The sequence below is a fragment of the Plantactinospora endophytica genome, from assembly GCF_016862915.1.
Classification (GTDB): domain Bacteria; phylum Actinomycetota; class Actinomycetes; order Mycobacteriales; family Micromonosporaceae; genus Plantactinospora; species Plantactinospora endophytica.
Window position 1 is genome coordinate 12,491 of record NZ_BONW01000033.1, and the last position, 22,295, is coordinate 34,785.

General features: G+C 71.7%; 21 protein-coding genes. 8 read left to right on the forward strand and 13 right to left on the reverse strand.

The window, feature by feature from the left end; genetic code table 11:
* Nucleotides 1-116: 116 nt before the first annotated feature.
* Together Pen02_RS29860 and Pen02_RS29865 are read left to right on the forward strand one after the other, a co-directional pair.
* Nucleotides 117-797 carry a DUF998 domain-containing protein gene (locus tag Pen02_RS29860; RefSeq protein ID WP_203869477.1) on the forward strand — a complete coding sequence of 227 codons (681 nt, stop codon included), beginning with the start codon at nt 117-119 and terminating at the stop codon, nt 795-797.
* 52 nt (nt 798-849) lie between these two features.
* The gene (locus Pen02_RS29865; RefSeq protein ID WP_203869478.1) at nt 850-1,341 is read left to right on the forward strand and encodes a nuclear transport factor 2 family protein; all 492 of its coding nucleotides are present in this window, start codon (nt 850-852) and stop codon (nt 1,339-1,341) included.
* On the opposite strand, the gene Pen02_RS29870 is transcribed toward Pen02_RS29865, so the two are convergent.
* The 3 genes from Pen02_RS29870 to Pen02_RS29880 all read right to left on the reverse strand — a co-directional run bounded on the left by Pen02_RS29870 (nt 1,338) and on the right by Pen02_RS29880 (nt 3,534).
* Nucleotides 1,338-1,526 (reverse strand): DUF397 domain-containing protein, encoded by a 189-nt coding sequence (locus Pen02_RS29870; protein ID WP_203869479.1) that lies wholly within the window; start codon nt 1,524-1,526, stop codon nt 1,338-1,340. The two genes, Pen02_RS29865 and Pen02_RS29870, sit on opposite strands and share 4 nt — an antisense overlap.
* Nucleotides 1,523-1,963 carry a DUF5753 domain-containing protein gene (locus Pen02_RS29875; protein ID WP_372445697.1) on the reverse strand — a complete coding sequence of 147 codons (441 nt, stop codon included), beginning with the start codon at nt 1,961-1,963 and terminating at the stop codon, nt 1,523-1,525. Before Pen02_RS29875 ends, Pen02_RS29870 begins: the two co-directional genes overlap by 4 nt.
* A gap of 83 nt (nt 1,964-2,046) precedes the next feature.
* Nucleotides 2,047-3,534 (reverse strand): MFS transporter, encoded by a 1,488-nt coding sequence (locus tag Pen02_RS29880; RefSeq protein WP_239141520.1) that lies wholly within the window; start codon nt 3,532-3,534, stop codon nt 2,047-2,049.
* A 227-nt stretch (nt 3,535-3,761) separates the two neighbouring features.
* Between Pen02_RS29880 and Pen02_RS29885 the strand changes: the two genes are divergently transcribed.
* The gene (locus Pen02_RS29885) at nt 3,762-4,112 is read left to right on the forward strand and encodes a winged helix-turn-helix transcriptional regulator (protein WP_239141536.1); all 351 of its coding nucleotides are present in this window, start codon (nt 3,762-3,764) and stop codon (nt 4,110-4,112) included.
* On the opposite strand, the gene Pen02_RS29890 is transcribed toward Pen02_RS29885, so the two are convergent.
* The 6 genes from Pen02_RS29890 to Pen02_RS29915 form a co-directional block, all read right to left on the reverse strand.
* Nucleotides 4,093-5,283: a DUF418 domain-containing protein gene (locus Pen02_RS29890; RefSeq protein WP_239141522.1), complete on the reverse strand. Its 1,191-nt coding sequence runs from the start codon at nt 5,281-5,283 to the stop codon at nt 4,093-4,095. The two genes, Pen02_RS29885 and Pen02_RS29890, sit on opposite strands and share 20 nt — an antisense overlap.
* 94 nt (nt 5,284-5,377) lie before the next feature.
* Nucleotides 5,378-6,145, reverse strand: a complete 768-nt coding sequence (locus Pen02_RS29895; RefSeq protein ID WP_203869482.1) for an SDR family NAD(P)-dependent oxidoreductase — start codon at nt 6,143-6,145, stop codon at nt 5,378-5,380.
* Nucleotides 6,142-7,587, reverse strand: a complete 1,446-nt coding sequence (locus Pen02_RS29900) for an MFS transporter (protein ID WP_203869483.1) — start codon at nt 7,585-7,587, stop codon at nt 6,142-6,144. The genes Pen02_RS29895 and Pen02_RS29900 overlap by 4 nt, the downstream gene beginning before the upstream one ends.
* Complete coding sequence (locus Pen02_RS29905; protein WP_203869484.1) at nt 7,584-8,843, reverse strand: Ldh family oxidoreductase; 1,260 nt, start codon at nt 8,841-8,843, stop codon at nt 7,584-7,586. The genes Pen02_RS29900 and Pen02_RS29905 overlap by 4 nt, the downstream gene beginning before the upstream one ends.
* Before the next feature lie 344 nt (nt 8,844-9,187).
* Nucleotides 9,188-9,952 carry an IclR family transcriptional regulator gene (locus tag Pen02_RS29910; RefSeq protein WP_203869485.1) on the reverse strand — a complete coding sequence of 255 codons (765 nt, stop codon included), beginning with the start codon at nt 9,950-9,952 and terminating at the stop codon, nt 9,188-9,190.
* A 104-nt stretch (nt 9,953-10,056) separates the two neighbouring features.
* Complete coding sequence (locus Pen02_RS29915) at nt 10,057-11,013, reverse strand: threonine ammonia-lyase (protein ID WP_203869486.1); 957 nt, start codon at nt 11,011-11,013, stop codon at nt 10,057-10,059.
* 156 nt (nt 11,014-11,169) lie between these two features.
* Between Pen02_RS29915 and Pen02_RS42655 the strand changes: the two genes are divergently transcribed.
* Entirely contained in the window at nt 11,170-12,273 is a 1,104-nt protein-coding gene (locus Pen02_RS42655) for a DUF4352 domain-containing protein (RefSeq protein ID WP_203869487.1), read from the forward strand.
* 152 nt (nt 12,274-12,425) lie between these two features.
* Here Pen02_RS42655 and Pen02_RS29925 read toward each other — a convergent pair whose 3' ends face one another.
* Nucleotides 12,426-13,418, reverse strand: a complete 993-nt coding sequence (locus Pen02_RS29925) for an NAD-dependent epimerase/dehydratase family protein (protein WP_203869488.1) — start codon at nt 13,416-13,418, stop codon at nt 12,426-12,428.
* A 160-nt stretch (nt 13,419-13,578) separates the two neighbouring features.
* Here Pen02_RS29925 and Pen02_RS29930 point away from each other — a divergent pair, with 160 nt between their 5' ends.
* The 3 genes from Pen02_RS29930 to Pen02_RS29940 all read left to right on the forward strand — a co-directional run bounded on the left by Pen02_RS29930 (nt 13,579) and on the right by Pen02_RS29940 (nt 14,798).
* Nucleotides 13,579-13,932 carry an STAS domain-containing protein gene (locus tag Pen02_RS29930; protein ID WP_203869489.1) on the forward strand — a complete coding sequence of 118 codons (354 nt, stop codon included), beginning with the start codon at nt 13,579-13,581 and terminating at the stop codon, nt 13,930-13,932.
* 92 nt (nt 13,933-14,024) lie between these two features.
* The gene (mscL, locus tag Pen02_RS29935) at nt 14,025-14,486 is read left to right on the forward strand and encodes a large conductance mechanosensitive channel protein MscL (protein WP_203869525.1); all 462 of its coding nucleotides are present in this window, start codon (nt 14,025-14,027) and stop codon (nt 14,484-14,486) included.
* Between the two features lie 75 nt (nt 14,487-14,561).
* Entirely contained in the window at nt 14,562-14,798 is a 237-nt protein-coding gene (locus Pen02_RS29940; RefSeq protein WP_203869490.1) for a hypothetical protein, read from the forward strand.
* Nucleotides 14,799-14,832: 34 nt separating this feature from the next.
* On the opposite strand, the gene Pen02_RS29945 is transcribed toward Pen02_RS29940, so the two are convergent.
* Complete coding sequence (locus Pen02_RS29945) at nt 14,833-15,765, reverse strand: SCO2521 family protein (RefSeq protein ID WP_203869491.1); 933 nt, start codon at nt 15,763-15,765, stop codon at nt 14,833-14,835.
* A 280-nt stretch (nt 15,766-16,045) separates the two neighbouring features.
* On the opposite strand from Pen02_RS29945, the gene Pen02_RS29950 reads away from it, so the two are divergent.
* Nucleotides 16,046-20,407, forward strand: a complete 4,362-nt coding sequence (locus Pen02_RS29950) for a HEAT repeat domain-containing protein (protein WP_203869492.1) — start codon at nt 16,046-16,048, stop codon at nt 20,405-20,407.
* A gap of 11 nt (nt 20,408-20,418) precedes the next feature.
* On the opposite strand, the gene Pen02_RS29955 is transcribed toward Pen02_RS29950, so the two are convergent.
* Both Pen02_RS29955 and Pen02_RS29960 read right to left on the reverse strand, forming a co-directional pair.
* The gene (locus Pen02_RS29955) at nt 20,419-21,378 is read right to left on the reverse strand and encodes an SCO2522 family protein (RefSeq protein ID WP_203869493.1); all 960 of its coding nucleotides are present in this window, start codon (nt 21,376-21,378) and stop codon (nt 20,419-20,421) included.
* Nucleotides 21,378-22,295: an SCO2523 family variant P-loop protein gene (locus Pen02_RS29960; protein ID WP_203869494.1), complete on the reverse strand. Its 918-nt coding sequence runs from the start codon at nt 22,293-22,295 to the stop codon at nt 21,378-21,380. The genes Pen02_RS29955 and Pen02_RS29960 overlap by 1 nt, the downstream gene beginning before the upstream one ends.

Genomic DNA, 22,295 nt, shown 5'->3' on the forward strand with positions numbered 1-22,295 from the left:
CCCGGCCCCGTACCGATTCCGGTGCGGGGCCGGTGTTCGGGTAGGCCCAGCCATACCCCGCACCGACCGGCTACGGGTAGTGCGCCCGAACCACGCCGAATGATCTTCTCGTCGGCATGGACCTACCCCGAACGGCGCGGATCGGCGCGCTCTGCTGGATCGTGGCCACACCGCTCTTCCTCGCCGCCAACGTGGTCGTCGGGCTCCGCTGGAGCGGACCGGCATTCAGTTGGGCCGAGCACAACATCAGCGACCTCGGCAACGTCACCTGCGGAATCTGGAACAGCAGCCGTCCCCGGTACGTCTGCTCGCCCTGGCACGACGCGATGAACGCGACCGTACTGCTCACCGCCCTGCTGCTGGCCGCCGGCACGCTGCTCACCTGGCGCGTCGCCGGTTCCGGCCGCCGGGTCCGCGCGGTCCAGTCGCTGCTGCTGCTCGCCGCCATCGGGTACGCCCTGGCCGGCGTCTTCCCGGCCGACGTCGACGAGAACCTGCACGTCCTCGGTGCACTCCTCATCATGGGCTTCGGCAACCTCGGACTGCTGCTCGCGGCACTCGCCCCCGGCAGCACACCGCTCGGCCGGCTCCGCGCTCGCACTCTGGCGCTGGCGCTGACCGCACTCGCCGGTACGACGCTCTTCTTCGCCCAACAGGGCCTGGGACTCGGTGTCGGCGGGATGGAACGGGTCGCCGTCTTTCCCCTGCTGCTCTGGACCTGCGCGGTCGGGATCACCCTGCTTCGCCCGGCGCACCACGCTTCCCGATCAACCGCCGAGACCGACGCGCGCCAGTAGAGTCGACCTCGGCCACCTCCGCCCGGCGTTTCACCTGCCCGGAGGCAGCCAGATGGACACCGACCGCTTCGCCGACGCCCCGCCCCTCGAACTGCCCAGTCACCGGGCGATCGAGAACCTGGTCGCCCGCTACTACGAACTGCTGGACGCCGGAGACTTCGCCGGACTCGCCGACCTCGTCGCCGACGCGGGCGTCACCCTCGACAGCGGCCCGCCCCTGGACGGCCGCGACGCGGTCGAGCGGCTGGTCCACGACACGCTGATGCTCTACGACGACGGAACGCCGCGAACCAGACATGTGCTCAGCAACCTCGTCGTCGACGTTGACGAGTCGGCCGGTACCGCCGAGGCCAGGTCGTACGTCACCGTTTTCCAGGCCCTACCCGATTTTCCGCTCCAGGCGGTGGCGAGTGGGCGCTGCCAGGACCGCTTCGAGCGGCGCGACGCCGGCTGGCGCTTCACGGAACGGCGGCTCAGCACGGACTTTCTCGGCGACGTCAGCCACCACCTCCGCGCCGGAGGCACCGGCTCAGGAAAGGGCTAGAGCTGCCGGCCCGGTACCCGACTGACAAATGCCCGCCAAGCCTCGGGCGTGAAGGCCAGCACCGGTCCGCCCCGATCCTTCGAGTCCCGTACGCCGACCGCCCCACCCAGATCGTCGGCAACCTCCACGCACTCGGCCTGGGCGTTGCTCCTGCTCGACTTCTTCCAGCGCTGTTCGGTGGTCACGACTCGTTCACCAGCTTAAGAATCAGGTCCCTGGAGAGGTCACGCGGCAGCGCGACCGCCCTGACAATCTCCCACGAGCGTTGTAGGGCGGCAACCGGCCGGGGATCCGTGATAACTCGTCCCTGTAGGTGGTCCTCCAGGAACGCGACGTCCGGCCCCTCCTCGAAGGACGCGATCACGAACGGTCCCGATTGCCCGAGCCAGAGCCCGGCCGTCGCGGGCACGACGTGCACGATGACGCGGGGGCGCGCACTGAACTGGAGCAGGTGTTCGAGCTGTTCGCGCAGCACCTTCGGGTCACCGACGCGGAGTGCCACCTCGCCGATCACGAAGGTCGTCAGCGGCGGGTCGTCCTGCTCGAAGACGGCGCGCTGCCGTTCCAGCCGCAGCGCGAGGCGCTTCTCCATCTCTTCCGCACCGGACAACGCCGTCTCCATGACGGCCCCGGCGCATATAGACCCGTCAACGGCATCGGGTACGGGCCAGCCGTGCGATCGAGGCTGGCCCGTACCCGATGGGGTCAGCGGGCGGATTCCACCGGAACACCGACGGCGGCGGCCGGCAGGTCAGCCCCGGCAGTCGGGTCGGCATCCCCTGAGCCGCTGGCGCGGCGTACCCCGAAGGCGGTGACGACGGCCGCGACGACGACGGCGGCGAGTGGTACCAGCAGAGCTGCCCGGTAGCCGTCGAGCATCGACTCCGGGCTGCCGTCGGCGCCGGTGGCGGCGACGTTGACGGCGGTCACCACGGAGAGGCCGAGGGCGGCACCGAACTGGATCGACGTGTAGAGCAGTCCGCCCGCCAGACCCTGCTCCCGCTCCTCGATCCCGTCGGTGGCGGCGATGGTGAGCGGCCCGTAGACCAGCGCGAACGCCACGCCGAGGATGATCACCGTCGGGAACATCGCCGCGTACGTTGTGTCCGGGCCGATCCGCAGGAACAGCGCGTACGAGACGGCGGCGAGGAGCAGGCCGCCGAGGATCACCCGGGGGTTGCCGTACCGGGCGACCAGCCGGGGTGTCAGCAGCGGGGCGAGCACGATGTCCACGCTGACGGCGAGCAGGGCGAGACTCGTCTCCAGGGTCGACCAGCCGCGCAGTTCCTGGAGGTAGAGCACGGCGACGAACTGGAACCCGAAGAAGGCGGCAAGGAACAGCAGGCCGGCGATGTTCGCCCGGACCAGCGCTCCGGAGCGGAGAATGCCGAGCCGGACCAGTGGGCTACGCGACCGCGACTCGATCACCAGGAACGCGCCGAGCAGGGCGAGTGAGGCGGCGAACGTACCGACGGTCTGCACGGCGCTGGTGTGGGTGGCCCGCTCGACCGCGAGTACGAGCAGCATCAGGGCGCTGGTCACGGTGACCGCGCCGGCCAGGTCGACGCCCTGGCCGGTCGGCTCGGGCCGGGCCGACCTCGGCACCAGCGGTACCGCCGCGATCAGCAGGACCAGCGCGAAGAGTACCGGGGCGAAGAACACCCAGCGCCAGTCGATCGCGGTCAGCAGCCCGCCGACGACGAGCCCGAGCGAGTACCCGCCGGAGGCGATCCCGGCGTAGACCAGCAGTGCCCGGTTGCGCTGCGGTCCCTCGGGGATGCTGGTGGTGATGATCGAAAGCCCGGCGGGGGTCATGAACGCGGCGGCGACGCCGGTGACGAACCGGGCCAGGATGAGCATCCAGCTCTCCGTCGCCAGCCCGCCGAGTCCGGAGAAGAGCAGGAAGACGAGCAGCCAGAAGAGGAACATCCGGCGTCGGCCGTACAGGTCGGCGGCGCGACCGCCGAGCAGCATGAAGCCGCCGTACCCGAGGACGTAGGCGCTCATCACCCATTGCAGTGCGCCGGTCGACAGGCCGAGGTCGGCGCGGATCGACGGCAGGGCGACGTTGAGCATCGCCACGTCGATGCCCTCCAGGAAGATCGCCCCGCACATCACCACGAGTACGCCCCAGGCGCGTGGATCGAGCCGGTGCGAGGCGCCGGACTGCTGGGTTGACGGTGAACTGGGCAACGGACCGCTCCTCGTGAAACCGATGTGTACGCGCGAGGGAACCGCCGGGGCGCGTCGTTCGGTTACCACCCGGCTGGTCGGTTCCCTCTTGTAACCAAGGAGATCGTCGGCCAGGATTGACCTTCGTGGAAGAAGGCACTTCGAAGTCACCCGGTTACTGCACGGGAACCGAGGGCGACTACACCGCCCGGCAGTGGGACGGACGCGAGGACTGCGAGGTCCGGCAGATCCTCGACCGGATCGCCGACAAGTGGTCGCTGCTGGTCATCGCCCTGCTCGACCGGCAGAGCCTGCGCTTCACCGAGCTGCGTCGGGAGGTCGACGGGATCAGCCAGCGGATGCTCACCGTCACACTCCGCCAGCTCGAACGCGACGGGCTCGTGCACCGCACCGTGCATCCGGTCGTACCGCCCCGGGTCGACTACGCGCTCACCCCGCTGGGCGTGACCCTGCACCACACGATCCAGTCCCTCGTGCACTGGACCGAATCCCACCTGGACGAGATCGCCGCCGCCCGGTCGAGGTACGACGAGCGCGCGGCGACCCCGGTCCCGGCGGCTACCGGGCCGGCCGGCTGAGTCGCCGCCAGGCGGGGCGGTCCGCGTTGGTGAACCAGCGCAGCAGCCACTCGACCGGGCCGTGTCCGTGCCGCTCCAGCCACCAGCGGCTGACCACCACCTGGCCGACGAAGATGGCCACCGCGAACAGCATCATCTCCAGCGGCGACACCTGACCCACCAGCCCGAAGCCGACACCCGTGAAGATCAGCAGCGTGGCGACCGACTGGCCAAGGTAGTTCGACAACGCCATCCGGCCGGCCGGGGCCAGCGCCGTGCCGAGCCACCGGCCACGATCACTGTGCACCACCCGGATCAGCGTCGCGGCGTACGCGGCGGCCAGCAGCGGCGCGGTCAGCACACTCACGAGTACACCGAGGGTGTTGCCGGTGCCGCCGAGCGTGGCGTAGACCGCGCCACCGACGATCCCGACCGGGAAGCCGACGAGCTGGACGATCCGCAGCCACGACTCCCGGCCGGTCAGTCCGACCAGCAGTCCCCGGCGGGCGGCGACCATGCCGAGCAGGAACATCGCCAGAGTGGTCGGGCCCTGCACGGTCAACTGGGAGAGGCCGTAGAGCGGCAGGATCGCGATGTGCTCGTGCACCACCGAGCCGAACCCACCGGCCAGGTTCGCGGTCGTCTCCTGCGCGGCGGCAACCTGGCTGGCGTGGTCGAAGTAGCTCGACGTGTCCAGGAACAGGATGCTCGACCCCATGGCCAGCAGCAGATAGCCGTAGAGCACGGCGGCGACGATCAGCGCCGTACGGTCCCGTACCCCGCGCATCGCCAGCAGCACCGCGCCGAGCAGCGCGTACACGGTGAGGATGTCGCCGCTCATCAGGAACACCATGTTGATCGCGCCGAGGGCGAGCAGGCCGAGCAGCCGGCGTACCATCCGGGGCCGGAACTCGGCCCCGGCCCGCGCCGCCGCCTGCGTCTGGAGCACGAAGCTGTAGCCGAACATGAACGAGAAGAGCAGGTAGAACTTCATCCCGAAGAAGCTCAGGTTGAGCCAGCGCACCGCGTCGTCCAGCCACGAGTCGTACGCCGGGTCGGTGACGTTCATGCTGAAGCCGGTGGCGGCGAAGGTGATGTTGACGACGAGGATGCCGAGCAGCGCGAAGGCGCGCAGTGCGTCGAGGTCGGGGATGCGGGTCCGGGGGGCCGTTGCGGCGGTAGCTGTACTCACCAGTCGAGCACACCAGCGCCGGCCCGCCGGGTCAGGAGCGTCAGGTCCCGGGGCGGGGTGGAGCTAACTCCACCCTGCCCCGGGAAGGACTCGGTCAGTACCCGACGTGTTTGCCGCCGTCGACGATGACCGCCTCGCCGGTCACCATGTCCATGCCGAGCAGCCCGAGCACCGCCTGGGCCACGTGTTCCGGGTCGGCGGTCCGGCGCAGCGGCACCACCTCCCGCTCCCGGGCACTGCGCTCCGCGAAGCCCTGCTCGCCGTGCAGGCCCGGTTGCCAGCGGGTGTGCTGCACGGTGCCGGGTGCCACCGCGTTGACCCGTACCTCCGGGGCGAGCGCCACCGCCAGGTTCCGGGTGAGCTGGAGCATCGCCGCCTTGCTCACCCCGTACGCGATCGAGGAGCCGCCGGCCCGGTAACCGGAGATCGACGAGATGTTGACGATCGCACCGCCGGATTCGCGCAGCGCGGGGGCGAAGGCGCGGGCGCAGCGGAACGCGCCGAGCAGGTTCAGATCGAGCACGTCCCGCCAGATGTCGTCGGTCAGCCCGTCCAGGTCGGCGTGCTCCACCGCCCGGGTACCGCCGGCATTGTTGACCAGCACGTCGACCCGGCCGAAGGTGGCGACCACCTGCGCGGCCATCGCGCGTACCTGATCGTCGTCGGTGACGTCGGCGGCGAGCGCCCGGGACCGGCCGGCCCACTCCCGGGCCTTCATCGCGGTCTCCTCGGCCTCCGTCCGCGACCGGCTGAAGTTGACCACCACGGCGTCCGCGCCGGCCCGGGCCAGCGCCAGGCTCACCGCCCGGCCGATCCCGGTGCCGCCGCCGGTGACCACCGCGACGGTCTTCTCCAGCCTCACCGCTGTTCCAACTTCACCGCGCGGTCGCCGTCGGGGTCGAGGCCGTCGGCGCCCCGCCCGCCGACCCCGGTCTCCGGTCCCTCCTGGTACGCGTGCACGGCGCCGATGTCCATCGTCCGGGTTTCCCGGGCGACCAGGAACGCCACCAGCGAGACGACGGCGGTGCCGATGATCCAGAGTGCGACCAGCCAGGGTGAGCCGTCCCCGGCGCTGAGCAGTGCCGCCGCGACCAGCGGGGAGAAGCCGGAGATGGCCGCACCGATCTCCCGGGAGGCGGCGAACCCGGTGTACCGCACCCCGGCACCGAACAGTTCCGCGTAGAACGCCGGCTGTACGGCGATCATCGGGGCGAAGCCGATCCCACCAGCGATGATCAGGGCCAGCCAGATCAGCACCGTCACCTCGGAGTCGAGCAGCCAGAAGAACGGGAAGGCGAAGGCGGCGGTGAAGACCACACTGAAGACGTTGAGCGGCTTGCGCCCGATCCGGTCCGACAGTGCCCCGTAGACGGGCTGGACCGCGATCACCACCAGGCCCATCAGGATCACTCCGGTCAACGCCACCCAACGCGGCTGGTCGAGTTCGTTGGTCAGGTAGGCGACGCTGAACGTGGCGAAGATGTAGACGATCGCGGTGTCGCAGATGTGCGCGCCGATCCCGACCAGGAAGTTGCGCGGGTACATCTTCAGGGTGTCCAGCACCGGTGTCTGCACGACGGTCCGGCTGCGCTCCATCCGGCGGAACACCGGCGACTCGGTGACCCGGAGCCGGACGTAGACGGTCACGAAGATCATCAGGAAGCTGGCCAGGAACGGGATCCGCCAGCCCCAGGATTCGAGCTGGTCGTCGGGGAGCATCCCGACCAGCAGGAACGAGACGGTACCGAGGACCAGACCGATCTGCACCCCGGTCTGGGCGTACGAGGCGTAGTAGCCGCGCCGGTCCGGTGGGGCGTGCTCGGCGAGCAGGGTCGACGCGCCCCCGAACTCGGCTCCGGCACCCAGCCCCTGACAGATCCGCATCAGCACCAACAGGATCGGCGCCCAGACCCCGATCTGGTCGTACGTCGGCAGCAGGCCGATCAGCCCGGTCGCGATGCCCATCACCAGGGTGGTGACGATCAGTGTGGAGCGCCGGCCGATCCGGTCACCGAGCCGGCCGAAGAAGAACCCGCCGACCGGCCGGAACAGGAACGCCACCCCGAAGGTGGCGAACGCGACGAGCGTGCCCACCGCCGGCTCGGCGTCCGGGAAGAAGATGTCGTCGAAGACCAGCGCGGCGGCGGTGCCGTAGATGAAGAAGTCGTACCACTCCAGGGCGGTGCCGACCAGCGAGGCCGAGACCACCCGGCGCAGCTCGGCCGGCGGGGTGCTCTCCTGGTCGGACGGTGCGGAAATGGGCTCGGGCTCGGGCGGGGGCGCGGGGTCCACCGACGTTGTCATCTCCGGTCCTCCTGAGACGAGGGGGCCGCGCCCTCGGCGCGGCTGCGGGGGTGGGGTACGGACGTGCCGGGCAGCTCGGGTCCGCCCGGCAGCTCGGCCAGCTCGCGCCAGGTGGACGGGGCGAGGGGAACACCGTCGGAGATCCGGGCGGCGCGGGTCAGCGCCTCCTTCTCGCCGGGCACCAGCACGCCGTCCGGGCCGGGATCGCCGTCGACGGCCGGCGCGGTGTCACCGAGCAGCCGGCAGAACCCCTCCGACCGGGTACGGAACTCGGCGACCGGCAGGAAGGTCCCGATGTCGACGGCGACCAGTACGGTGCCGTTGGTGTTGTCGTAGCCGGGCAGGCTGGACACTCCGGCGCCGGAGAGCAGCCCGCCGACGATCTCGATCATCACGCTGAGGCCGTAGCCCTTGTGCTGGCCGAACGGCAGCAGCGCGCCCCCGGTGTAGAAGTCGTGCGGGTCGGTGGAGCCGCGTCCGTCCGCGTCGACCAGCAGGCCGGTGCCGACCCGTTCCCGACGGGCCAGCGACAGCGCGAGTTTGCCCTCGGCGATCGCCGAGGTGGCGAAGTCGACGACGACCGGTGGCCGACCCTCGGCCCGGGGCGCCGACCAGGCGAACGGGTTCGTGCCAAGCCGCCGCTCCCGACCGCCGTACGGGGCGACCGTCGGGTTGATGTTGCAGAACGCCAATCCGACCATGCCCGCCTCGGCGAGCAGTTGCACGTACTCGCCGAGCCGGCCGATGTGGTTGCAGTTGCCGATCGTCACCACTCCGACGCCGTACTCGTCGGCGAGTTGCCGGGCCTCGGTAACGGCGAGCCGGGCGGCGAGCTGGCCGAACCCGCGCCGCCCGTCGACCACGGCGGTGGCCCGGTGCCGGCGCCGCAGCACGGGATCGGCCGAGGGGTCGATCATGCCGCTGTGCACCGCGTCGACGTACGGGACCAGCCGGCGTACCCCGTGCGAGTCGTGTCCGACCAGGTCGGACTCGACCAGTGAGCTGCCGACGGCTCGGGCGGCCGGTTCCGGGCTACCGGCGGTGGCGAGCACCCGGGCGGCGATCTCCACCAGCTCGTCGGCCGGTACGGCGACCGGCGCGACCTCGTCGGCGCCGTCCGCCGGCCCGTTGTCGCCCGGCGCCCGGCCGGTCGGCACGGTGGACCAGGACGGCGTCCGCTGCGCCGTCGCGTTGTCGTCGTCGTCCTCGTCGCGGTTGCGGTTGCGTTCTCGGTTCCGGTTCTCGCCGCGTGTCATCTGGTCGCACCCCCAGAGCACGGCCATTCCGTCCTGCGGAACGGCGTTCCACGGTTACCTTCGTCACAGTCTGGCCGGTCTGCTCAGCCCGCGCAACCGGCCGGAAACAATTCGATGCCTGAGCCGAGGAAGCACTGTCTCGCCAGGACACTGTCGAGCTGCCCCGTCTGTGCGCCCGGGCTACGACCGGACTCCTGCCGAGACCGATTCCCTGGCTCTCAGAGCGGAGGTCCCGCTTGTGCACCCAGCTCTAAAGGACCGTTGACGGACACTCGTCCCCAGCCGACCGCAGCACGACTGGCGCCACCAGCACAACCGGCGGTGGCGGGTCGCCGGGGCGCCCGTCAGCTCGGGACGGTGCGGGCGCCGAGCGCCCGGGACACCTGGGCGGCAGCCTCGACCACCTGCCGGCCCACCTCGTCCGCCGGCTGGTCGGCCGCCTCGTAGCTGAGCGTCGCCGCGCTCACCCCGCCGATCACGTGGCCGGCGTGGTCGTACACCGCCGCGCCGGTGGCCGAGACTCCCGGCTCGTTCTCCTCGTGGTCCTCCGCCCAGCCTCGGGACCGGACCGTGGCGAGTTCGGCCAGCAGCCGCCCGACCTCGACGATCGTTCCCGGAGTGTGCCGGCGCAGCCCGGTCCGCTCGGCGAGCGCGGCCACCCGGCCGTCGTCCAGGGTGGCGAGTACCGCCTTGCCGATCGACGTACTGTGCAGGTCGAGGCTCATCCCGACCCGGGAGGCGAGCTGGTACGGCTTGCCCGCCTCCACCTTGGCCACGTAGACCGCCTCGTCGCCGTGCAGCAGCGCCAGGTGCACCGTACGGCCGGTGCGGCGTTGGAGTTCCTCCAGTTCCGGGCGTACCCGGGCGGGCAGGTCCAGCCGGTGCATCACCCGGCCGGCCAGCGCGAGCATCCGGGGGCCGGTGAAGTAGTCCCCGGTGCCGCTGGGCTGGGCCAGCCCTCGCTCGACCATCACCTGGAGAATCCGGTGCACGGTCGCCTTCGGCAGGTTCGTCGCGGCGGCGATGTCGGTCAGCCGGCTGTGCTCGACCAGCGCCTCCAGCACCGCGAACGTCTTGTCCGAGGCGCTCGCGCCGGTCCGGTCAGCCATGGTTCCAATGTAGGTAATGCCGCCGCCCGGCTCGGTCGGCCCGCATCGTCGCGCCGTCGGCCGTTGCCATCGAGGTGACGTCGGACCGTGCCACCAAGGCGCCGTCAGCCCGCGTCGGGGCGGCCGGCGGCGGCCACCAGTACCGCCGGGTCGACGTTGCCGCCGGAGATCACCGCCACGGTACGCCCGGCGGGCAGCTCGGCCGCGTGGAACATCCGGGCCGCGGTGGCCACCGCGCCACTCGGCTCCACCACCAGCCGGGCGGCCCGGACCAGCCGGGTCGTGGCGGCGGCGATCTCGTCCTCGGTGACCGTGACGATGCCGTCCAGCCGGGCGCTCAGGTGTGCGAAGGTCAGCGCGGAGAGGGTCGTCCGGAGCCCGTCCGCGCTGGTCCGGTAGGTGCGCTCCGGTTCCCACCGGCGCAGCTCTCCGGCGTGCAGCGACTCGGCGGCGTCAGCGGCGAGGGCCGGCTCGACCCCGATGACCTTGGCACCCGGGCGCAGCGCCCTGACCACCGTGGCGATCCCGGAGGCGAGCCCGCCGCCACCGACCGGCACCAGCAGTACGTCGACGTCGGGCAGGTCCGCCAGCACCTCCAGCCCGATGGTGCCCTGGCCGGCGATGATCCGCCGGTCGTCGAAGGGCGGGATCAGGGTGCGCCCCTGCTCGGCGGCGATCGCCTGTGCGACCGGCAGCCGGTCGGCCGGGGCGACCATGCGTACCTCGGCGCCGAGTGCGCGTACCTGGTCGATCTTTGCCGCCGGAGCACCCTCGGGGATCACCACCGTGCAGGGCACCCCCTGGGCCCGCGCGGCGTAGGCGAGCGCCTGCCCGTGGTTGCCGGAGGAGTGCGTGACGACGCCCCGGATCCGCTGGTCCGGGTCGAGCCGGGCCACCGCGTGGGTCGCGCCGCGCAGCTTGAACGAGCCGACCGGTTGCAGGCTCTCCGGCTTGAGCCAGAGCTGGTCGTCCCAACGGCAGGGCAACAGCGGGGTACGCAGCACCACGCCGGCCACGTCGACCGCCGCAGCCCGTACGTCATCGACGGTAACGAGATCCACCGGCCCATCCTGCCACCCACCTCGGCACCCGTACCGGAGCGGTGCGGCCGTCCTCCTTCCCGGTCCGGAGGAGGACGAAGATGACGATCCCCACTGGGACGAATTGCGCTAAAGCCTACTATTTTCCCAGAGGCCCCGGATGATGCGAGGATCGTGATGACCAGCCCCGACCAGCCCGGCGAGCAGCCGTACCGGCCCGGTGCGGGTTCCGGCGGGGCGCCGACGGGCGGGGACCGGCCGGCGGAGCCGACCGAGCCGGTACCCGGGTCGTGGGACTGGGCGATCGATCCGCCGCCGCCGGACGGGCCGAGCCAGGAGCCGACGCCGGACCCGGCGGCCGGGTCGACGGTCGACGAGATCCCGGATCCGATCCCGACCACCGGCCGCTTCCCCGACACGATCGCGCCCGGCGCCGGCCCGCCCTCCCCACCGCCCCCCGAACGACCACCGCCCCCCGGCCAGCCACCGCCCCTCGGACAGCCACCGCAGCCGGCCCGACCCCAGCCGGCGCCACCAGCAGAGCCGGCGCCACCAGCAGAGCCGGCGCCGGACTGGTCCACCCCGGAGACGTCGGCCACCATCCCACCGCTGAGCGGCTATCCACCGCCGGCACCACAGTCGCAACCGCCGATCTGGGCACCCCGGCCGACCGAGCCGGCAGGCGGAGGCGGTACGGAGCCGGGTGGTGCACCGTCCGGCGGTACCCCCAGGATTCCCGAGTTCCGGCCGACCGACCGACGGTGGTGGTTCGTACTCGGTCTCGTCGCCGCGCTGCTCTCCTGCTGCTGCGTGGCCGCCGCGGTGGTCGTACTGGCGTGGGGGCCGGACCTCTTCACCGGGCTGCGCGACCGGAGCCCCCAGGTCGTCGGCCTCAACCAGCCGGTCCGGGACGGCGATCTCGAGTTCCAGGTGCGTGAGCTGCGCTGCGGGCTGACCGAGGTCGGCGACCCGCTGGTCAGTCAGCTCGCTGTCGGACAGTTCTGCGTGGTCCACCTGACGATCCGCAACCTGGGCCGCCGACCGCTGACGTTCCAGGACAACCTGCAGATCGCGTACGGGCCGGCCGGGGAGCGGTTCGGGGTGGACAGTTCGGCCGGGCTGCTGGCCAACGCCGACCAGCTCGGTTTCCTCAGCGAGATCAACCCCGGCAACCGGGTCACCGGGGCGGTGGTCTACGACATCCCGCCGGACGCCCGGATCGTCCGGCTCCGGCTGCACGGCTCCGCCACCTCGCCCGGCGCGCAGGTCCGGACCGGATGACCGGAGCCGCCGGAGCCACTGGTCAGCACCGGCAACCGGGCACCGGGCCGGGCCGGCGACCGGGCACCGGGCTGAGTCGGCATCCGGAGCCATTGGTCAGCGCCGGTGAAGCACCGGCGGCCCGGGGCAGCGCCGGTCAGGGCCGGCGGGCGTTACCTGGTGCGCCAGGCGGCGAGCAGCTCGGCCTCCTCCGCCTCGGTGAGCCCGATCCGCTGCCCCGCCCCGGGGCCGGCCGTGGCCAGCCAGTCCGCGGTGTCCCGGCCCGTCTCGGCCAGCGGCCGGGTGCGCAGTCCGGCCGCCAGACTCGCGGTCACGTCCCGGGTCAGGAAGCCGGCGTACTCGGGCAGCGGCAGCCAGAGCGGCAGCGAACGCGGGCCGGTCCAGGGTTCCACCTGCTGCTCGACCAGGAACTCCTGGGACACCCAGGTCGGGGTGGCGCCGTCGGGAAGCAGGTCGGCCAGGAACGCGGCTCGGGTCATCGGGGCGCCGGTGCCGTCGTACGTGCCGGTCAGTCCGCGTTCGGCGGCCGCGACGATCCAGGCCGCCAGATCGCGTACGTCCACGAACTGCACCATGTCCTCCGGCGTGCCGGGGACGAGGACCTCGCCACCCCGTCCCGCCCGCCGCACCCAGTACTCGAAGCGCCCGCTCGGATCCTCCGGCCCGACGAGCAGCCCGGCCCGGCAGACGAAGACCCGCTCGGCACCGAACGCCTCCGTCACGATCCGCTCACAGCTCACCTTGCAGGCGCCGTACGACTCCGGGTCGCGGGTCGGGTCCTCCGCGTCCCGGGGCGCGGGCGCCAGCAGCGGGGCGGTGTCGACCCGCTGGCCGACGGTGCCGGTGTCGGAGTACACCGAGCCGGTCGAGACGAACGTGAAATGCCCCACCCGGCCGGCGAGCGCGGCGACCGCGTGCCGAACCTGGTCGGGGTGCCGGGCGACGTCGACGACCGCGTCGAACTCGCCGGTGAGCGCGGTCAGGCCGGCCGGGTCGGCGCGGTCCACCCGGACGAAGCGCACGCCGTCCACGGGATCGCCGGACGAGCCCCGGGCAGCACAGGTGACGTCGTGGCCGGCGGCCAGGGCCTGTCGGGCGACGGCCCGGCCGAGGAACACCGTGCCGCCGAGGACGAGGATTCGCATTCCGCGATCGTGCCCGGGCCGGACGGCCGCCGGTAACCCCTGTTCGCGCAGAGCGGACCGCGCCCCCACCGGTTCGGCGGATCGCTGGTTTCCGGCCGCCCGTCATGCGTACCGACCCGGTCGTGGAGTACGGTTCGACCGATATCCCAGGAGGTCGCGAATGTCCCTGACGGTGCACACCGAGGAGCGGGCCGACGTCGTCGTCGTGTCGGTCGCGGGCGAACTCGACATGGCCACCGCCCCGCAACTTCAGGACCAGATCACGGACCTGCTGGAGAAGGGTCGCCACAGGCTGGTCTTCGACCTGTCCGAGCTGTCGTTCTGCGACTCCACCGGGCTCTCCGTCTTCGTCCGCGCCCGGAACAGCGCCGACGAGGCCGGCGGCATGGTCCGGCTGGCCGCGCCGCGCCGGGGGGTGCTGCGCATCCTGGAGGTCAGTGGCCTGGTGGAGGTGTTGCAGACGCACGCCACGGTGGACGAGGCGGTGGCCGGCGGTCCCGCCTCCGCCGGCTAACCGGACAGGACGCCGGTTACCGCGTTTTTCGTCCGCCCGACGTTGGGCACTAGGTTGTCGACCGACACGATCCCGGCAACCTGGAGATGCCAATGCTCAAGGGCTTCAAAGACTTCATCATGCGCGGCAACGTCGTCGACCTTGCCGTCGGTGTGGTCATCGGCGCGGCCTTCACCGGCCTGGTCACCCAGTTCACCACCTCGTTCCTGAAGCCACTGATCACGATGTTCGGTGGTGAGGACGGTCTCAAGGCAGGCACCTGGACGCTGCCCAACGACGCCAAGGTCGACTGGGCGGCCTTCATCAACGCCACCATCACCTTCCTGATGACCGCCGCCGTGCTCTACTTCCTGGTGGTCTACCCGATGAACAAGCTCGCCGAGCGTCGCCGCCGGGGCGAGGAGCCGGCGCCGGCCGCGCCGAGCGAGGAGATCAAGCTGCTCACCGAGATCCGGGACGCGCTGGTCGCCGCCGGCCGGGCGCCGAACCGGCACCCCGAGGGCCCGGACGACCGGTTCGGCCAGCAGTACCCGCCGGCTCCGCGCCGGCCCTGAACCGGGGGTCACCCCTCCGGGTGGCTGGCCGACACCCGGTGATCTTCTCGAACGTACGTTCGATAAGGTCCCGGCATGGAACAACGAAAGCACTGGTGGAACGGCAAGTGGGGGCGCCTGGCGCGGCGCGATGTCTACCTCCGGGCCGACGCCGACCAGTGGCACGTGGAGCAGCGGGCGGGCGGAGCCGAGGGAGTCTCCCGGTTCTACGAGTTCGACAGCGAGGAAGCGGCGTACGACGTCGTCCGTACCCTGCTGGCCGGCCCGGACACCTGGCGGGAACTCTCCGCCCGGCCACCCGGTGCCGGCTGACCGGCCGGCAGGGGCGCCGGGTGCCGGCCCCGGGTCAGCGGGACGGGGCCTCCAGCAGCGCGATGGTGCTGAGCGTGACCTGGTCACGGATCCGGGTCACCGAGGTCTGCCACTGCCGGGTGAACCCGGGCCGGTGTTCGAGGTCCCGCCACACCGGCAGCACCGACTCGTCGAGCCGGGCGGCGGGCATCCACAGGTGCAGCAGGCAGTCGATCGCCGGGCGGAGCCGGTCGATCCGCTGGGTCCGGGTGCCCGGCCCGGTGAGGCTGAACTCGATCAGCGACAGCAGCGTGGTGAGCAGCCAGTCGTGCAGCGCGAGGTCCTCGCAGAACTCCACCAGGGCGGGTACGGCCTCCTGCGGCGCCGTCAGCTCCAGGGTACGCAGCGTGTCGGACTCGATCCGGAACTTCCCGTGCGCCTCGGTCGACTGGTCCGGTGCCGGCAGCACCGCCCAGCGCAGCCGGGTGCGCTTGGTCCGGAACGGCGGTCGACGGTCGAGCCGGGCCGAACTCTGCACCGCGTCGATCAGCCGGGCGCTGATCGCACCGAGGTTGAGCGTCTGCGGCTGGTAGGTGGGCCCGAGGAAGCCCTGGGCGACGTCCCGGATGTCGACCTTGCCGATCGTCTCCACCCAGCCGGGCCGGGACAGGTAGTGCGACCAGATCAGCCGGCGGTTGCTGGCGGCCCGGTCCAGCCGGGTGTAGGTGGAGCCCTGCAACACGTGCCCGCCGGTCACCGCCGCGTGCGACACCACCGTGCCGACCCCCCGGGTACGGCTGCCGGTGTGGGTCGGCAGCCGGCAGTCGATCCCGGTGAGCTGGTCCGGCGAGACCGCGTACGCGATCGGGCGCTCGGACCGGCGGACCCGTTGGCCGACCAGGAAGTCGAGGAGTTGGGCGGTGTTCTCCAGCGAGAGTGAGCTGGAGTTCTGTAGGAGTCCGGTGTGGACCTCGCCCAAGGTCAGCATTGCTGCTCCTCCGCAACCTCGTGCAGCACCGGGACCGCGTCGCCGGGTCGCGGACCGGCTCGTCGCCAGCCGGCAGGCCCGGTGGGACGTTCGCCGTGACAGCGTCACGGTAACCGATATCGGCGTCGGGCACGGTGATCGGTGGGCGGCAATTCATCATGCACCGGCGGTGCAACTCCGTTGCCCGTGCCCACAGCCTCCCACCAGCGGAAACCGGCTTGTTGCGTCCTATTGGTACGGTGGGGTCACGCGCCGCTCACGAAGCCCCCTAGGAGCCGCCGTGACCAAGGTCTACGTCTCGGCCACTTTCCGTGATCTCCAGGAGTGCCGGGCCGCCGTCCAACTGGCGCTGCGCCGGCTCCGGGTCGAGGACATGGCCATGGAGTCGTACGTGGCCGAGGACCGGCGCCCGCTCGAACGCTGCCTGGCGGACGTCGCCGAATGTGACGTCTACGTCGGCATCTTCGCCTGGCGGTACGGCTTCGTCCCGGCCGGCTACGACCGCTCGATCACCGAACTCGAATACCGGGAGGCGCTGACCGGCGGCAAACCGTGCCTGATCTTCCTGCTCGACGAGGAGGCGCCCTGGCCACGCAGTTTCGTGGACCGGGGCCGGGACGCGGACAAGATCGAGTCGCTCCGGGCGGAACTGTCCGACCGGCACATGTGCAGCACCTTCCGTGATCCGGCCGACCTGGCCGCGATGGTGACCGCGGCGGTGGCGAACTGCCTCACCGACACCGGCGTGCCGACCGGCGGCGGCATGCACGCGCTGAGCCGGGACACCCTCAAGCAATACCTGCTCCGGCTGCGCCAGCACTACGGCGTACTGGACCTGGACGCGTTGACGCCGGAGCAGACCGAGGACTACCTGCGGATCCAGTTGATGTCGGTCTTCGTGGAGCAGTGGGTACGCGAGGATCCGCCGCCGGCCGAGCTGCCCCGGGAGTGGCTGCGCCGGATGCAGTCCGAGGGGCGGATCGGCACCGAGGACGTGCCGGAGGAGGTCGACCCCCGGGAGCTGGTGCAGTTGCACGAGTCGTACCGGGCGAAGCCGTTGCAGCGGCTCTTCGACGTACTCGGTGCGCCGGACCAGCGGGCGATCGTGCTGCTCGGCGACCCCGGTTCGGGCAAGTCGACGGCCGCCCGGTACGTCACGCTCAGCCTGACCGGCGGGCCGGTCGACGACCGGCTGACCGCGCTCGCCGACCACCTGCCGCTGCTGATCGAGCTGCGTTCGTTCATCACCCTGGCCGCCGAGGGCCGGTGCGAGAACTTCGTCGACTACCTCGACCACCGGGCCGGCACCGACGGGCTCGGCATCGAACGGACCGCGCTGCTGCGACACCTCGGCGTCGGCGGCCGGGCGGTGATGATCCTCGACGGCCTGGACGAAGTCTTCGACCGGCACCGCCGGGAGGAGGTGGCCCGACAGATCGCCGGGTTCGCCGCCAACCACCCGCAGGTACGCATGATCGTCACCTCCCGGATCATCGGCTACTCCCGCCGGATCCTGACCAGCGTCGGCTTCGTGCACTACACCTTGCAGGACCTGGACGAGGAGCAGACCGGCGACTTCCTGTCGAGCTGGTACAGGCTGGCGATCCGGGACCGGCCGGAGGACGCACGCGCCCAGCGGGCCCGGCTGCTCGACGCGATGCGGCACTCGCACGCCATCCGGGAACTCGCCGGCAATCCCCTGCTGCTGACCATCCTGGCGATCATCGGCAAGCACCAGCCGCTGCCCCGGGAACGCTGGAAGCTCTACGACCACGCGGCGACCGTGCTGGTCGCGCAGTGGGACGTCGACCGGCACCTGCGGGAGCAGTCCGAGGCCGCCAGCTTCCTGGACACCGAGGACAAGAAGGAGCTGCTGCGCCGGCTGGCGTACCGGATGCAGTCGGCCGACCGGGGGCTGACGGTCAACTACATCGACCGGGTCGAGCTGAGCGACGTCTTCGAGCAATACCTGGTCGAGCGGTACCGCCGGGACGCCGCCACCGCCCGGACCATCGCACTGGCGATGATCGACCAGTTCCGGGAGCGGAACTTCATCCTCAGCCGGTACGGCCCGCACGTCTACGGCTTCGTGCACCGCACCTTCCTGGAGTTCTTCTGCGCCGACGCCATCCTGGCCAAGTTCCAGCACGACCAGGTGCTCTCGTTCGAGCAGCTCAAGGACCTCTTCCGGCAGCACTGGGCCGACCTGTCCTGGCGGGAGGTGCTCCGGCTGCTCGCCGGTGCGCTGCACCAGAAGCACACCGCGCAGCTCATCCAGCTCCTCACCACCGAGGTCAACCAGCCCTGGCCGCCGGCCGACTTCGCCCCGCCGCCGTGGAACCTGGCGCTCGCCGTGCAGTGCCTGGCCGAGGTACGCAACCTGCACACCGCCGCCGCCAAGCCGGCGGAGACGCTGCTGCGGCAGCTCATCCTGCTGTTGGAACACTGTGTCTCGATCGACGACCGGGAGACCGCCCGGCTGATCGACGAGGAGATCCTGCCGGCTGCCAAGGCGATCGGGCCGAACTGGCCCGGCCGCAAGATCTACCTCTCCTGGTACCGCCGCCGGGGTGTCCGGGTCGTCTGGAACCCGGTCTCCACCCACGCCGCCCGGCTGGCCGCGATGCTCTCCACCCCGGCCGAGCGGATCGACGACCTCTTCGACGACGTGCTCGCCACCATGGACGACAGCCCCGCCTCCTACGCGTCGGTCGCCGGCCTGGCCGAGCTGGCCCAGCTCGCCACCACCGCGGTCGACAGTCCGGCACACCAGGCCGCCGCCGCCCGGGCCCGGACCCGGCTGATCAAGCGCGCCCGGGCCGACAACCACGCCGGGGTACGCCTCGCCGCCGTGCAGGCCCTCGGCGAACGGTTCGGCACCGACGCCGAGGCCCGGGACCTGCTGATCGAACGGGTCCGCGCCGACGGGTACGCCGGGGTGCGGCTCGCCGCCGTGCAGGCGCTCGGGGAGCGGTTCCGGGACGAGCCGAACGTCCGCGAACTGCTCCGCGAGCGCGCACACGCCGACGAGCACGCCAGCGTGCGCCGGACCGCCATCCAGACCCTCGGCGACCGGTACGGCGGCGACGACGAACTCCGCGACGTGCTCATCGAGTGCCTGCGTACCGACACCGACGCCGAGGTGACCCGGACCGCCGCGCACGTACTCGTCGAGCGGTTCGCCGCCACCCGACACGTCCGCGACCTGCTGATCGAGCGGGCCCGCGACGACACCGAACCGGTCACCCGGCGGACGAGCGTCCGGGTGCTCGGCGAGCGGCTGGCCACCGACACCAAGGTCCGCTCGCTGCTCGTCGACCGGATCCGGGTGGACCGCGATCCCGGGGTGCTGCGGGCCGCCGCCCGTGCCCTGATCGAGCAGCACGGCCCGAACACCACCACCCGGGACCTGCTGGTCAGCCGTACCGGCGGGGACACCGACGAGATCGTCCGGCACGCCGCGCTGCGGTTGCTGGTCGAGTACTTCGAGCGGGACACCGCCCTGATCGACCTGCTGGTCACCGCCGCGCGGCAGGACCGGGACGCCGACGTACGCCTGCTCGCCGCCCGGGCGTTGACCGACGAGATCGGGGCCGAGGCGTCGGTCGGCGCCGCGCTCGGCGAGTTGGCGCTGCGGGACCCGGACGCCCGGATCCGGCTGGTCGCCGCCCGGGCCCTGATCGAACGGGTCGGGATGGACTCCGCCGTCTCCGAGGTGCTCGCCGGGCTGGCCCGGGACGACACCGACGCGGGCGTCCGGCTCGCCGCCGTCAACGCGCTCGCCGACACCGTACGCCGAGACCGGGCCACCCGGGAGGTGGTACTCGCCCGGGCCAGCACCGACCCCGACGCCGAGGTACGGCTCGCCGCGCTGCGGGCGCTGACCCGGGAGCCGCAGTTCTCCGACGAGGTGCACCAGGTGCTGGTGGACCGGGCACAGCGCGATCCGGACGCCGCCGTCTTCGCGCTCGCCGCCACGGCGGTGGTGGAGCGCGGCGGGTCCCGGGACGACGTGCACGACCTGCTGGCCGGGCGGGTACACGGGGACAGCAACGCCCGGGTCCGGCTCGCCGCCGTACGACTGCTGGTGCAGCGGGTCGGCGTCGACGCCGACGTCCGGGAGGCGCTGCTGGAACGGATCCGGCACGACCCGGACGCCGAACTCGTGCACGAGGCGGCCGTCGAACTCGCCACCCGGCTCGGTACCGACGTCGAGCAGTGCGAGGTGCTGATGGGCCGGGCCGCCGACGAGGACCCGCAGATCCGCACCGTCGCGGTACGCATCCTCGGCGAACACTTCGGCGCCGACCGGGCGGTACGCGAGCTGCTGATCGAGCAGGCCGGCGACGACCGGGACGTGCAGGTACGCCGGGAGGTGCTCCGGGTACTCGGTGAACGCCTCGCCGAACACCCCGAGGTGCGTACGTTGTTCGTCGAACGGCTCCGCGACCAGGACTGGTCGGTGCGGGCCGCCACCGTGCAGGCCCTCGGCACGCACTTCGGCGACGACCACCAGACCCGGGAACTGCTTACCGAACTCGCCCGGGACGACCCGGATCCCGGCTTCCGGCGCCGGGCCGGTCAGGTGCTCACCTGGCTACCCGACGCGGACCCCGACCACCTGCCGGACGTACGACGGTGAGGAGGCTGCGGTCAGTCGCCGACGAAGACGTACTCCACGCGTTCGACCAGGTCCTTGGCCAGGTCGATGTGCTCGTTGCGGCTGCGCGTCTGGATCTGGTCGAGCACGGCGGGGCTGATCGAGACCTGGCTGAGGATCGTCCGGACGGCGTGCTCGACGGGCAGGAAGCGCGAGCCGAGCACCGAGAAGGTCCGGTACGCGCTGAACGGCGCGGCGTGCGGGTTGAGCTTGACCACCGCCGGCATCTCGTCCCAGTCGTCCGGCCAGTCGTCGAGCTGGTAGGGGTTGGTGACGCCCTCACCCTCGTGCCGGAGCAGGCCCAGCCGCATGAGCTGCCAGACCGCCGCCAGGAACGGGCAGGACCAGCGCCGCTGGCCGTTGTCCTCGTAGTCCCACAGCTCGACGTCCATGAAGATGGAGTGCCGGTTCGCCGCGTTCTGCACCGGCGGCTGCCAGGCCCGGCCGGCGCTCATCGCCTGGCCGGGTCCGGAGGCCGGCGACCGTTCGCCGTTGCAGAGCCAGCCGGTTTCCGAGGTCGGCGGGCGGTCCCCGGTGGTTTCCGGGGCCGGGTCCGAGACGAGTTGGGTGAGCACCAGTTCGGCGAGCGGGATGTCGTCGGCCTGGGCGCAGCCGGCCTCCCGGGCGAAGTAGTCGATCACCAGCCCGGTGTCCTGCGCGGCCTCGCGGACCTGCTCCATCACCACCCGGGGCGTGCTGAACCGGGTGAAGTAGTCGTCGATCAGGAAGCAGGTGCTGATCCGGGGACGGTTGCTCGGCGTCCGGTCCGCGCAGGCGGCCCGGGCCGCCGCCGCCCAGGGCGCGATCCGGGCGAAGTGCCGGCGGAGCTGGTCGATGCCGCCGGCGAACTCCTCGATGTAGAGGTGCCCCAGCTCGACGGAGAGGTGCGAGAGCGGTACGGACTCGACACTGCGTCTGGCCGCCGTCTCCTCGAAGGTCACATCCGGTCTCATCACAGCATCTCCCAGGCCGCGTCGTCCACGATGAGTTTCGCCAGTGCCGAGAAGGCCTCCACCGTCTCCAGGTTCGCGATCTTGCGTGCGTACACGTCGTTGTCGGAGATGAGCTGCTCACGCCATTGCAGCACCGGGTCGAGCGGTACGGAGCCGATCAGCATCGTCCGACCGACCCGGTTGTTGCTGGCCAGCTCCAGCAGGTCCTGGTTGCACTCGCGCAGCCAGGCCACCTGGGCCGGCCGCAGCCCCTCCAACTCCGGCGAGTCCGGGTCCACCACGGCGGTACGCACGAACCGCAGGCGGTTGACCAGTTCGTCGTAGTCGTGCCCGGCCCGGCTGCCGGCGTCCAGGATGCCCCGGGTGCCGTAGACCAGGCCGGAGGCGGCGAGGACGTGCTGCCGGGTCCAGCGGTGGAACACCAGCCAGCGGGAACGTACCGACTTCAGCTCCGGCATGGCGGTGGCGGCCAGCACCATCTGGGTGGCGTACGACCGGCCGGCGCTGAGGTCGACGAGGCTGAGGTCGAACTCCTCCTCCAGCCGCAGGAACAGCCGGGCGCAGCGCTCGATCCGTTCCCGGGTGGCCGGGAACTCACCGCCGCCGCTGTCGCCGGGGAGCAACACCAGCCGGCCCGCGCCGGGCGGCCGGTTGCGCAGGCTGGCCCGGTCGGACTCGGTCCACACCTCGATCCGCTGCGGCTCGGCGAGGGCGCCGTCCAGGTAGTCGTGCAGCCCGCCCCGGGTGGTGCCGCGCACGGCGGAGTCGATGTTGAAGATCGCGCCGGCCGTCGGCGACCCGAAGTCGAAGTCGAGATAGCAGACGTCACTGCCCTGCAACGCGCTGCGGTAGAGCATGTTGCTGCTGGTGACCGAGCGCCCGGTGCCGCCCTTGTCGGAGGCCGCGAAAATCAACAT